General features: G+C 37.7%; 10 protein-coding genes, 3 tRNA genes and 3 rRNA genes. 5 read left to right on the top strand and 11 right to left on the bottom strand.

The genetic code is table 11. The features are described 5' to 3' along the window. The first annotated feature begins 158 nt into the window (after positions 1-158). On the top strand, positions 159-1,022 hold the full coding sequence (locus MN187_RS03400) for a hypothetical protein (RefSeq protein ID WP_242094285.1): 864 nt from the start codon (positions 159-161) through the stop codon (positions 1,020-1,022). A gap of 79 nt (positions 1,023-1,101) precedes the next feature. Next, on the top strand, positions 1,102-1,476 hold the full coding sequence (gloA, locus tag MN187_RS03395) for a lactoylglutathione lyase (protein WP_117973975.1): 375 nt from the start codon (positions 1,102-1,104) through the stop codon (positions 1,474-1,476). A gap of 313 nt (positions 1,477-1,789) precedes the next feature. Here the strand turns inward: gloA and MN187_RS03390 are convergent. From MN187_RS03390 to udk, 10 genes are all read right to left on the bottom strand, one after another. Next, positions 1,790-1,863 (bottom strand) — tRNA-Asn (locus MN187_RS03390). Between the two features lie 26 nt (positions 1,864-1,889). Then, positions 1,890-1,963, bottom strand: a tRNA-Asn gene (locus tag MN187_RS03385). Between the two features lie 11 nt (positions 1,964-1,974). Beyond that, positions 1,975-2,090 (bottom strand): 5S ribosomal RNA (gene rrf / locus MN187_RS03380). A gap of 79 nt (positions 2,091-2,169) precedes the next feature. Beyond that, a 23S ribosomal RNA gene (locus MN187_RS03375) occupies positions 2,170-5,081 on the bottom strand. A gap of 178 nt (positions 5,082-5,259) precedes the next feature. Continuing rightward, positions 5,260-5,332: transfer RNA gene (locus MN187_RS03370), tRNA-Ala, on the bottom strand. Between the two features lie 68 nt (positions 5,333-5,400). Next, a 16S ribosomal RNA gene (locus tag MN187_RS03365) occupies positions 5,401-6,958 on the bottom strand. Together the 16S, 23S and 5S rRNA genes with 3 tRNA genes alongside form the textbook arrangement of a ribosomal RNA operon. A gap of 285 nt (positions 6,959-7,243) precedes the next feature. After that, a complete protein-coding gene (locus MN187_RS03360) occupies positions 7,244-7,612 on the bottom strand; it encodes a hypothetical protein (RefSeq protein WP_241699391.1) in 369 nt (122 codons plus the stop codon). Positions 7,613-7,683: 71 nt separating this feature from the next. Continuing rightward, positions 7,684-8,052 carry a CvfD/Ygs/GSP13 family RNA-binding post-transcriptional regulator gene (locus MN187_RS03355; protein ID WP_242094283.1) on the bottom strand — a complete coding sequence of 123 codons (369 nt, stop codon included), beginning with the start codon at positions 8,050-8,052 and terminating at the stop codon, positions 7,684-7,686. Between the two features lie 129 nt (positions 8,053-8,181). Beyond that, complete coding sequence (locus MN187_RS03350; RefSeq protein WP_241699389.1) at positions 8,182-8,766, bottom strand: peptidylprolyl isomerase; 585 nt, start codon at positions 8,764-8,766, stop codon at positions 8,182-8,184. A gap of 20 nt (positions 8,767-8,786) precedes the next feature. After that, complete coding sequence (gene udk, locus MN187_RS03345) at positions 8,787-9,419, bottom strand: uridine kinase (RefSeq protein WP_241699388.1); 633 nt, start codon at positions 9,417-9,419, stop codon at positions 8,787-8,789. Between the two features lie 181 nt (positions 9,420-9,600). On the opposite strand from udk, the gene MN187_RS03340 reads away from it, so the two are divergent. Then, complete coding sequence (locus MN187_RS03340; protein ID WP_117972752.1) at positions 9,601-10,242, top strand: ABC transporter ATP-binding protein; 642 nt, start codon at positions 9,601-9,603, stop codon at positions 10,240-10,242. Between the two features lies 1 nt (position 10,243). Then, the gene (locus tag MN187_RS03335; protein ID WP_117972751.1) at positions 10,244-11,002 is read left to right on the top strand and encodes an ABC transporter permease; all 759 of its coding nucleotides are present in this window, start codon (positions 10,244-10,246) and stop codon (positions 11,000-11,002) included. Between the two features lie 51 nt (positions 11,003-11,053). Here MN187_RS03335 and MN187_RS03330 read toward each other — a convergent pair whose 3' ends face one another. Then, positions 11,054-11,611, bottom strand: coding sequence for a recombinase family protein (locus MN187_RS03330; protein ID WP_117972750.1), 558 nt, complete (start codon positions 11,609-11,611; stop codon positions 11,054-11,056). A 599-nt stretch (positions 11,612-12,210) separates the two neighbouring features. On the opposite strand from MN187_RS03330, the gene MN187_RS03325 reads away from it, so the two are divergent. Then, positions 12,211-12,483 (top strand): type 2 periplasmic-binding domain-containing protein, encoded by a 273-nt coding sequence (locus MN187_RS03325; protein ID WP_242094281.1) that lies wholly within the window; start codon positions 12,211-12,213, stop codon positions 12,481-12,483. Positions 12,484-12,566: the final 83 nt, after the last annotated feature.

Raw genomic sequence — 12,566 nt, 5'->3', positions numbered from 1 at the left:
GTTTTTACTCACCATTGTATTATACTATATTCTAATAATAAGTCATTAGATAAAAACATTATCTAAATCTAGGTATGTGTTTGTTTTAACCTTCAAACTATGGTTAAATATATTTAGACGCAACTTTATATTTTGACATAGAAAGGTATCGTAAGCTTATGAAGTCCTTGAAGACAGTTGGATTAATCATCATTATTTTTTGGATATTTGCTCTTTTCTTAACCTACACACCAAGTTTATTTTGGTATGCATATCTTTTTATTTCATCCCTTGCGCTTTTTTTAGCTATTACTTTAATCATCTATTTAAATCCAGAAATATACTATAATATAAATGATTTTTTTACTCAGTATTTCAAATGCCATGATGAGATAACTCTAAATGATGAAGATGATTATTATACTATTCCTCATAAAAAGAAGAAACAGAAAAGAAAAAAGAAGAAACATTATGATATTACTTCATTTCGTCAAAGAAAAGATACCCATTCTGATCATATGATTATTAATACTTCTTCTTCAAATATCAGACATAAAGAATATTTGCATACATCTATACCGCAGATAAAAACACAAGAAAAGCAACAACTACTATTTGAAATCATCTTAACTTTAAAAGAAGAGCATTTTTTCTCAAGTTTATATGCCGGAATATCAGATAATGAATTAACTGAAAATTACGAAGAATACCATGACCGCAAAATTTTTGAACTATATGATAACGTCATTCCAAATGCTTATGCTAAAATGTTATATGATCCAAAATCGACTAATAATCGACTAAGTATTTTTATACCAAATAAAAAAAATCATGATGCCGACTTTAATTTAGGGTTTATTGCCATTGAAGACAGTTATAAAGCCGATACCTTGATTAATAAGTATACTAATATACAAGTAATTCCAACCATTCTTGGTGGTACTTATAAAGAAGTAAAAAAAAATGATAACAATAAAATTCGTATCAAAACGGATTTTATTCCTTACGATTTAACAATCTCTTTAGCTTTTTATAATATCTAACAACAATCAAAAAACTAGAAATGAGTTCAATATCATGTTAGTATAAAATTAGTTTAATACGAGGGGATGGATAATAAATATGAAAATGGCTCATACATGCGTCAGAGTAAAAGATTTAGATGCTTCTCTTGATTTCTATAAGAAAGCATTTAACTTTGAAGAATCTCGTCGACGAGATTTTCCAGAAAACAAATTTACACTTGTCTATTTAACATTGCCAGGTGATGATTATGAATTAGAATTAACTTATAATTATGACTCAGAAGGATACGATTTAGGGAATGGTTATGGTCATATTGCTATATCTACAAATGATTTAGAAGGACTTCATTCTAAACATAAAGAGGAAGGTTTTAACATAACTGAATTAAAACATTTACCGAATGTACCACCTTCTTACTACTTTATTATTGATCCAGATGGCTACAAAATCGAAGTTATTCGCGAAAAATAGTCCTAGATATTAAAAAAATAAATAGTATTGATTAAATGGACATTTAATCAATACTATTTTTATTTATGCTACAAACATGTAATACCATGCTTGTAAGAAATAGCTTTATTATGAAAAAACTCCTTTTAATTAATACATACAAGCAAGATGACATTCAAGATGACATTTATCACGATAAGATTGAATCAAAAGACAATACAAAAATATATTCAAGAACAAGAAACAAATAACAGAATAAGAGGTAGTAAGCAAATAAGAGTATACGATTATCAATTTAATAAAAAAAACCTAGAACAAACTAGGCTTTTGATAGCTCCGGCAGTAGGACTCGAACCTACGACATCATGATTAACAGTCATGCGCTACTACCAACTGAGCTATGCCGGATAATTATTAATTTTTTTACTACTGTACTCCGGCAGTAGGACTCGAACCTACGACATCATGATTAACAGTCATGCGCTACTACCAACTGAGCTATGCCGGATAATAATATAAGCACGGCAACGTCCTACTCTCACAAAGGGAAACCCTTCACTACCCTCGGCGCTAAGAAGCTTAACTTCTGTGTTCGGCATGGTTACAGGTGTATCTTTCTTGCCATCGTCACCGCACTTATATGTTTTTTATTGAGTGATGATTCACTCAAAACTGGATGTTAAGTTAGTATCAATATAATGGTCCACCGCTATCTTGGTTAAGTCCTCGACCGATTAGTACTAGTCCGCTCCATACATCACTGTACTTCCACTTCTAGCCTATCTACCTGATCATCTTTCAGGGGTCTTACTTCCTTAAAGGAATGGGAAATCTCATCTTGAGGGGGGCTTCACGCTTAGATGCTTTCAGCGTTTATCCCGTCCATACATAGCTACCCAGCAATGCCCTTGGCAGAACAACTGGTACACCAGAGGTATGTCCATCCCGGTCCTCTCGTACTAAGGACAGCTCCTCTCAAATTTCCAACGCCCGCGACGGATAGGGACCGAACTGTCTCACGACGTTCTGAACCCAGCTCGCGTGCCGCTTTAATGGGCGAACAGCCCAACCCTTGGGACCGACTACAGCCCCAGGATGCGACGAGCCGACATCGAGGTGCCAAACCTCCCCGTCGATGTGAACTCTTGGGGGAGATAAGCCTGTTATCCCCAGGGTAGCTTTTATCCGTTGAGCGATGGCCCTTCCATGCGGAACCACCGGATCACTAAGCCCGACTTTCGTCCCTGCTCGAGTTGTAACTCTCGCAGTCAAGCTCCCTTCTGCCTTTGCACTCTACGAATGATTTCCAACCATTCTGAGGGAACCTTTGGGCGCCTCCGTTACCTTTTGGGAGGCGACCGCCCCAGTCAAACTGTCCATCTGACACTGTCTCCCACCACGATAAGTGGTGCGGGTTAGAATGGTCATAACACAAGGGTAGTATCCCACCAGCGCCTCCATCGAAACTAGCGTTCCGATTTCTACGGCTCCTACCTATCCTGTACATGTGTTACAAACATTCAATATCAAACTACAGTAAAGCTCCATGGGGTCTTTCCGTCCTGTCGCGGGTAACCTGCATCTTCACAGGTACTAAAATTTCACCGAGTCTCTCGTTGAGACAGTGCCCAAATCGTTACGCCTTTCGTGCGGGTCGGAACTTACCCGACAAGGAATTTCGCTACCTTAGGACCGTTATAGTTACGGCCGCCGTTTACTGGGGCTTCAATTTTGAGCTTCGCTATTGCTAACCCATCCTCTTAACCTTCCAGCACCGGGCAGGCGTCAGCCCCTATACGTCATCTTTCGATTTTGCAGAGACCTGTGTTTTTGATAAACAGTCGCTTGGGCCTATTCACTGCGGCTGAACTTGCGTTCAGCACCCCTTCTCCCGAAGTTACGGGGTCATTTTGCCGAGTTCCTTAACGAGAGTTCTCTCGCTCACCTTAGGATTCTCTCCTCGACTACCTGTGTCGGTTTGCGGTACGGGTCATTTGTTTCTAACTAGAAGCTTTTCTTGACAGTGTGACATTGAGACTTCGGTACTCTATTTCCCTACTCATCACAACTTGTTCTTAAAGATAAAAGCATTTGACTCTTATCAAAACTTGTTGCTTGAACGTGCACTTCCAGTCGCACGATCTCATAGCCTCCTGTGTCCCTCCATTGTTCAAACAAAACAAACGAGTACAGGAATCTCAACCTGTTGTCCATCGCCTACGCCTATCGGCCTCAGCTTAGGTCCCGACTAACCCTGGGAGGACGAGCCTTCCCCAGGAAACCTTAGTCATTCGGTGGACAGGATTCTCACCTGTCTTTCGCTACTCATACCGGCATTCTCACTTCTAAGCGCTCCACCAGTCCTTACGATCCAGCTTCAACGCCCTTAGAACGCTCTCCTACCATAGAACCAAAGGTTCTATCCACAGCTTCGGTAACATGTTTAGCCCCGGTACATTTTCGGCGCAAGGGCACTCGACTAGTGAGCTATTACGCACTCTTTAAATGGTGGCTGCTTCTGAGCCAACATCCTAGTTGTTTGTGCACCCTCACATCCTTTTCCACTTAACATGTATTTTGGGACCTTAGCTGGTGGTCTGGGCTGTTTCCCTTTCGACAATGGATCTTATCACTCACTGTCTGACTCCCGGATATAAATGAATGGCATTCGGAGTTTATCTGAATTCGGTAACCCAAGACGGGCCCCTAGTCCAAACAGTGCTCTACCTCCATCATTCTCAAATCCGAGGCTAGCCCTAAAGCTATTTCGGAGAGAACCAGCTATCTCCAAGTTCGTTTGGAATTTCTCCGCTACCCACACCTCATCCCCGCACTTTTCAACGTACGTGGGTTCGGTCCTCCAGTGCGTTTTACCACACCTTCAACCTGGACATGGGTAGGTCACATGGTTTCGGGTCTACGACAACATACTCATTCGCCCTATTCAGACTCGCTTTCGCTACGGCTCCGCTTCTTCAGCTTAACCTCGCATGCTATCGTAACTCGCCGGTTCATTCTGCAAAAGGCACGCTATCACCCATTAACGGGCTCTAACTTCTTGTAAGCACACGGTTTCAGGTTCTATTTCACTCCCCTTCCGGGGTGCTTTTCACCTTTCCCTCACGGTACTGGTTCACTATCGGTCACTAGAGAGTATTTAGCCTTGGGAGATGGTCCTCCCGGATTCCGACGGAATTTCTCGTGTTCCGCCGTACTCAGGATACTCATAGGTGTGTTGTCAATTTCATCTACGGGGCTTTTACCCGCTACGGCTGACCTTTCCAGATCGATTCGACTATCCACAACAGCTACCACAATTGAGTCCTACAACCCCAATAAGCAAGCTTATTGGTTTGGGCTGTTTCCGTTTCGCTCGCCGCTACTAAGGAAATCGATTTTTCTTTCTCTTCCTGCAGGTACTTAGATGTTTCAGTTCTCTGCGTCTACCTTCTAATAGCTATGTATTCACTACTAGATAATATCCTATAAAAGATACTGGGTTCCCCCATTCGGAAATCTCCGGATCATAGCTTACTTACAGCTCCCCGAAGCATATCGGTGTTAGTCCCGTCCTTCATCGGCTTCTAGTGCCAAGGCATCCACCGTGCGCCCTTATTCACTTAACCTTTTCTAACCTTACGGTTAGCTTTTTTTCATTAACTATTAACTAGCGATAGATAATAGTTAATACATTTCACAGTTCTTTAAAAGAAACTGTTCAACGCGGTGTTCTCGGTTTATGTTGATGTCTAACTTCAACTATCCAGTTTTCAATGAACAATCTATATGATGATTTCTCATCAATGGAGCCTAGCGGGATCGAACCGCTGACCTCCTGCGTGCAAGGCAGGCGCTCTCCCAGCTGAGCTAAGGCCCCTATTTAAGAGTAGACCTCTCAAAACTGAACAAAGTAAAACGTAATGTGTTTTCCGTAATTATCCTTAGAAAGGAGGTGATCCAGCCGCACCTTCCGATACGGCTACCTTGTTACGACTTCACCCCAATCATCTATCCCACCTTAGGCGGCTGGCTCCAAAAGGTTACCTCACCGACTTTGGGTGTTACAAACTCTCGTGGTGTGACGGGCGGTGTGTACAAGGCCCGGGAACGTATTCACCGTGGCATGCTGATCCACGATTACTAGCGATTCCGGCTTCATGTAGGCGAGTTGCAGCCTACAATCCGAACTGAGAACAGCTTTAAGAGATTAGCTAAACCTCGCGGTCTCGCAACTCATTGTACTGTCCATTGTAGCACGTGTGTAGCCCAGGTCATAAGGGGCATGATGATTTGACGTCATCCCCACCTTCCTCCGGTTTGTCACCGGCAGTCTCGCTAGAGTGCCCAACTAAATGATGGCAACTAACAATAAGGGTTGCGCTCGTTGCGGGACTTAACCCAACATCTCACGACACGAGCTGACGACAACCATGCACCACCTGTCACTTTGTCCCCGAAGGGAAAGCTCTATCTCTAGAGTGGTCAAAGGATGTCAAGACCTGGTAAGGTTCTTCGCGTTGCTTCGAATTAAACCACATGCTCCACCGCTTGTGCGGGCCCCCGTCAATTCCTTTGAGTTTCAGCCTTGCGGCCGTACTCCCCAGGCGGAGTGCTTAATGCGTTAACTGCAGCACTGAAGGGCGGAAACCCTCCAACACTTAGCACTCATCGTTTACGGCGTGGACTACCAGGGTATCTAATCCTGTTTGCTCCCCACGCTTTCGAGCCTCAGCGTCAGTTACAGACCAGAGAGTCGCCTTCGCCACTGGTGTTCCTCCATATATCTACGCATTTCACCGCTACACATGGAATTCCACTCTCCTCTTCTGCACTCAAGTCCTCCAGTTTCCAATGACCTTCCTCGGTTGAGCCGAGGGCTTTCACATCAGACTTAAAAGACCGCCTGCGCTCGCTTTACGCCCAATAAATCCGGACAACGCTTGCCACCTACGTATTACCGCGGCTGCTGGCACGTAGTTAGCCGTGGCTTTCTGGTTAGATACCGTCAAGGTGATAACAGTTACTCTATCACTTGTTCTTCTCTAACAACAGAGTTTTACGATCCGAAAACCTTCTTCACTCACGCGGCGTTGCTCGGTCAGACTTTCGTCCATTGCCGAAGATTCCCTACTGCTGCCTCCCGTAGGAGTCTGGGCCGTGTCTCAGTCCCAGTGTGGCCGATCACCCTCTCAGGTCGGCTATGCATCATGGTCTTGGTAGGCCGTTACCCCACCAACTAACTAATGCACCGCGGGCCCATCCACCAGTGACACCGAAGCGTCTTTCATACTTTCGCCATGCGGCAAAAGCAATTATGCGGTATTAGCACCTGTTTCCAAGTGTTATCCCCCTCTGGTGGGCAGGTTGCCCACGTGTTACTCACCCGTCCGCCACTCACTTCTTTTCGGTGGAGCAAGCTCCGGTGAAAAGAAGTGCGTTCGACTTGCATGTATTAGGCACGCCGCCAGCGTTCGTCCTGAGCCAGGATCAAACTCTCAATAAAAATTTGATAACATCTTGCGATGTTTAGCTCATTTGTTTTAAAACTTGCTAGCGAATTGTATTCACTAAATATGGTTTGTTTCTACATAATAGAAACGCCCTACACATTTGGTTCGTCTTACTTTGTTCAGTTTTCAAAGGTCTAAACTTTGTTGCCGTAACAACTTTTATATCATAACAAGTTGTTTGTTTTTTGTCAACATTATTTTTAAAAAATATTTTTTATTAAATAACGTTATTGTGACAACTTCTATATATTACATCCTGTAAATACTTTTGTCAACAACTAATTTAAAAAAGGCACACCACTTACATTAAAATGTTGTAATACCATACGCAAAGTAGAAGGCTCTTCCCACAAAAACTCTGAATTCAATGCCCTGGTTTCAATATTCTCTTCATCTAAACTAAATACAAAAAGTGGTAATTTTTCATCTTCAATATTGATATTAGTCAATTCGACTAAGTCCATAGCATCAGAATTCAAGCCAACTGATTGAGTCAACTTATCTAATATGCAAGCTAAACTTGTATAATTGGTATCAATAGTTGTTTGAATAAAACTAACTGTTTCTTGATCTTTTTGCACTAAAAATTTTTTATGACCATCTTGTTGATTAAGAATGACTGTCCCAGCTACTCTAGACTGTTCCAATATTACACACCTCTTATTTAATAGTTATAATAAATCGACAAATGCAATTATAACATATTTTCAGAAATATATCAGTTATTTTCCGTAATATCATCTAAAAACTCATCAACCCAATGTGATAAATTCTTATCAATGCTTTCAAAACCTATATTCTTATATCTATTTGTAAAATATTTTTTCTTTTTATATAAAACAGGTGGTGCATCTTGAAATACTCTTATCGATAAACTAATTTTCTTTGTGTACTCATCAATATCAATAATTTGAACTTTCACTTTTTGCTTAACTGTCAATTCTTCTTCTATATTTTTAATAAATCCATGCTTCACTTCTGATACGTGAATCAAACCTTGTTGATTATCTCCAAGAGACACAAATGCTCCATAAGGCTGAATCCCTGTTATTTCACCTATCAATATGTCTCCAATTTTTAATGTCATGTCCTTAATTCTCCTAAAATAAATTTTCTTATAATCATCATTTTAACATAAACATCTTAGACTATTCACTACTCTTTACAATATAAAAAGAAAAAGCCACTTACCCAACTAGGCAAGTGACAAAATATCTTATTCTTCTATTAAAACCTCATCGATTGTTACATCATGCATTGGTCTATCTTGTGAATCACGACTGACACTAGCAATTTCATCCACAACATCCATACCTTCAATGACATGACCAAAGACTGTATGTCTAAAGTCTAACCATGGTGTTCCACCACTATGATATGCTTCAATAATTTCTTCTGGGAATCCAGCACCTTCTAATTGAGATAGCATGTTAGATGGAACATTTTTATTTTGAACAATAAAGAATTGGCTACCATTTGTATTTGGTCCAGCATTGGCCATAGATAAAGCACCTCTTAAATTGAATACCTCTTTAGAGAACTCATCTTCAAATTTTTCACCATAAATACTTTCTCCACCCATACCTGTTCCAGTTGGATCTCCTCCTTGAACCATGAAATCAGGAATAACACGATGGAAAATTACACCATTATAATATCCTTTTTTACTTAATTCAATAAAGTTCTTAACTGTTTTAGGGGCTTGTTCTGGGAATAAAGCAACTTTAATGTCACCTCGATTTGTTTTAATTGTTGCTGTTACTTTAGCATTTTCTAAATCTAATTGTGGAAATGTTGTCATTTATAATTCCTCCTCATTTATTATTTCTCAAGTATACTTCTTACTTTAGTTGTTAACAAGTCTATTGCAACTTGGTTTTCCCCACCTTCAGGAATGATAATATCCGCATATTTTTTTGTCGGCTCGATAAATTGTTGATGCATTGGTTTAACTACGCTTAAATATTGACCAATGACAGAATCCAAAGAACGTCCTCGATCATGCATATCTCTTTTAATACGGCGGATAATTCTTATATCATCCTCAGTGTCTACATAAACTTTAATATCCATCAAATCTCTTAACCGTTCGTCTTCTAATATTAAAATACCTTCTAATATGATAACCTCTTTTGGTTCTTGATAAATGACCTCTTTACTTCGCGTATGTGCTTCATAATCATAGACAGGTTTCTCAATCGCTTTATATCCCATTAAATCTTGTAAATGCTCAATCAATAAATCAGTATCAAATGCAAATGGATGATCATAATTTGTGTTTAATCTTTCTTCAAATGATAGATGACTTTGATCTTTATAATAAGAATCTTGTTCAAACAATAAAATTGAGTGATTTGGTAATGCTTTTAATATCGCGCGACTTACACTGGTTTTACCACTTCCAGACCCACCAGTCACACCTATGACAATCGGTCTACTTTCTGCTGCCGTCATTAATATCCCCCGCTCGTTTTTTATTCCTTCTTTGATATCCTACTCTATAAACCACATGATTTCAATATAAAGTAAATGAATCACGACTAAACAAAATAATTATCAGTTAAGCATTAACATTAAATAATAATTATTATAATGATATACTATAGATATATTAATAGAAAAAAGGAGATTACTTATGCATTCATTATTTAATTTAGAAAACATTTTTTTTAAACCACAAAATCAAACGATTCTAAACGACATTAACTTATCAATCAACTCAGGAGATTTCATCACTATTAGCGGTCCATCTGGAAGTGGTAAGAGCACCTTACTAAAAGTGCTAGCATCAATGATTACACCTACCTCTGGAAAATTACTTTATAAAAATAGAGAAATTGACAAAGAAAATATTACTGATTATAGGAAAGAAGTCTCTTATTTTTTCCAACAACCTACTCTATTTGGTGAGACTGTTATGGATAATCTGATATTTCCATTTGATATTCGACATCAAGAATTCGACAAATCTAGAGTAACAAAACTGTTAGAAACATTCAAACTTAATGAATCTTACTTAAATAAAAAGATTATAGATTTATCTGGTGGAGAAAAACAACGTGTTGCGTTTGTTAGAAATCTCATTTTTGAACCAGATGTATTGTTATTAGATGAAGTCACTAGTGCTTTAGATGATGAAAATAAAAATATTATCCAACAATTTATTTTAAATGAGTTAAAAGGAAAAACGATTCTTTGGGTGACACATGATAGTAATGAATTTAGCTTAGGGACACGTCAAATTACCATTATTGACGGAAAAATGGAGGAAAAATAATATGACTGATTTAAATATTTCAAATACATCGCTATTATTAGCAAGCTTGTTAATTGTGATAGCTTTAATTATTGATTACAAAGAAAAACTAGGATTAGGAAAAGATATTTTCGTTTCTGCCATTCGAACAGTGGTTCAATTATTCATCATTGGATATGTTTTAGGGTTTGTTTTCCAACTGGATAATATGATTTTAACCTTAGTCATGGTTGCTTTTATTATTTTAAATGCTGCACATCATGCCGGAAAACGTGCAAACCATTTAGATAAAGCCTTTCAAATTTCTCTGATTTCAATTGGTTTTGGTACAATTTTATCACTGTTTATTCTATTTATATCTGGAACTTTAAAATGGACACCTTCACAAATTGTTCCAATAACCGGAATGATTGCCAGTAATGCGATGACTGCCGTTGGGGTTGGCTATCGTACAATGTCAACTAAATTTGAAGATCAACGTCAACAAGTACAAGAAAAACTTGCATTAGGAGCAACAAAAAAACAGTCCACCTTACCTATCGTAAGAGAAAGCATTAAATCTGCGATGTCACCAAGTGTCGATCGTGCAAAAACGGTTGGTTTAGTCAGTTTACCTGGTATGATGTCTGGTCTTATGTTTGCTGGTATTGATCCAACAACTGCCATTAGATATCAAATCGTTGTGATGTTTATGCTAATTGCGACTACTGGATTTTCAACCATGATTGCCAGTTACTTATCCTACAAACAATACTTCAATGACTTCTCTCAATTAAAATAAACAAAGAAAGACTAGTAAATGTTTTAAATGTCATTTACTAGTCTTTTTGTTTTATCTTTCTTGTACGTATTTATAAGCTGTTCCCAAAGAAATGTTACATTCCTCTGCAATTTGTCTTAATGTATATCTATTGTTATTATATAAAAATCTAATTTGGTCGATTGTTTCTTGAGAGATTTTTGGACGTCCGCCTACACGACCCTTACGACGTGCTTCTTGTAATCCTTTAGTAGTTCGTTCTCTAATAATCATTTTTTCCATTTCAGCAATTTTTAAAACCATTTCTAAGTATGCTGCATCATCAATGTCACTGTATGCTTCACCTTTTTTAACTACTACTAATCCAATGCCTTTTTCTTTTAATTGACCTAAAAATTCTGCTAATTGAATAACTGATTTCCCTAAACATCTTAATTCATATACAACCAATTGATCGCCTGATTCTAAACTAGCCACGATATCAGTCAATACTGTGTCACTTTGTGAAATTTCCTCATTCGTTTCCTTTTCAATGGATACAGTTTCGATATTTAAACTATTTAACCCATCGATTTGTTCTCTCACATAATTTTCCTCACTAGAAGCATAAACATATCCTATTTTTTTCATAGCTCCTACCCCCTATTATCTTGTTATTAAATTTTTGGTGCATTTCATTTCTTGGCTATGTTCATACTATATCGTTTTTTTAAAAAACCCGCCATATCAAACTTTACCTAACAATACGTAAAAAATGACAATTAATCATCTTTAAATGAAAATTCATAAAAATAGCATATTTTGTTATTTAAATTTCTCTAAAAATTCATATGCATATGTAATTTTTAGTTTAAAAAACATGTTTTTATAAATAAAAGTAACATTATGAATAAAAAAATTTCATTTAACGCATTTTATATTAATTGATAAAATGAACAAGAATAGAATCGATACATACCAAAATAAAAACTATTTTTTATTTTAGTATGAATTCATCCACTGTTTTTAGTAAAGGTGAATTAGAAATAGGCATTGTGTCATTTCCTATTAAAGAAGAAAATTTAGAAATTGAACGAAATATTTTTCATACTACGAAATAGGATGCGTCAATTTTAATGATGGATGATCATCCGTTAGCATCAAAAAAACCTCTCAATTTAAAAGATTTAAAAGACGATACCTTCTCATCTATGAGCAAAGACTATGTGTTATGACATGTGCTTCAAGGTATGACACGAGATGTTGGCTTTATACCAAAAATTGATATTATGAGTAATAATCATGAAGTATTAGTCAATAATATTATGAAAAATAATACGTTAGCTCTGTTACCCATTCAGTTAAAAGATTTTTATGACAATTATCCACTAACTTGGGTACCTATTAAAGATAAAATTAAACCATTTGATATTGTCGTGATCCATAAGAAGAACACGCCACTTAGTCCTGCAGCGGCATTATGCTTAGAATTCCTTACCAGTCAAAAAATAATAAATGATTAACTAAATCTATAGGTCTATCAATTATAGTAATTAGAACAATAATCCTCTTCATCTTATACTGTACTTATAAAGATATAAGGAGG

Origin of the sequence: Vagococcus sp. CY52-2 (genome assembly GCF_022655055.1) — a bacterium.
GTDB lineage: Bacteria > Bacillota > Bacilli > Lactobacillales > Vagococcaceae > Vagococcus.
Note: the sequence above shows the minus strand (reverse complement) of the source record. Positions and strands in the feature narration are given on the sequence as shown.

Coding starts and splice junctions, on each gene's coding strand:
- MN187_RS03330 (WP_117972750.1), bottom strand. CDS start 11,611: ATGAAAAAAATAGGATATGTTTATGCTTCTAGTGAGGAAAATTATGTG.
- udk (WP_241699388.1), bottom strand. CDS start 9,419: ATGACGGCAGCAGAAAGTAGACCGATTGTCATAGGTGTGACTGGTGGG.
- gloA (WP_117973975.1), top strand. CDS start 1,102: ATGAAAATGGCTCATACATGCGTCAGAGTAAAAGATTTAGATGCTTCT.
- MN187_RS03340 (WP_117972752.1), top strand. CDS start 9,601: ATGCATTCATTATTTAATTTAGAAAACATTTTTTTTAAACCACAAAAT.
- MN187_RS03350 (WP_241699389.1), bottom strand. CDS start 8,766: ATGACAACATTTCCACAATTAGATTTAGAAAATGCTAAAGTAACAGCA.
- MN187_RS03325 (WP_242094281.1), top strand. CDS start 12,211: ATGACACGAGATGTTGGCTTTATACCAAAAATTGATATTATGAGTAAT.
- MN187_RS03335 (WP_117972751.1), top strand. CDS start 10,244: ATGACTGATTTAAATATTTCAAATACATCGCTATTATTAGCAAGCTTG.
- MN187_RS03355 (WP_242094283.1), bottom strand. CDS start 8,052: ATGACATTAAAAATTGGAGACATATTGATAGGTGAAATAACAGGGATT.
- MN187_RS03400 (WP_242094285.1), top strand. CDS start 159: ATGAAGTCCTTGAAGACAGTTGGATTAATCATCATTATTTTTTGGATA.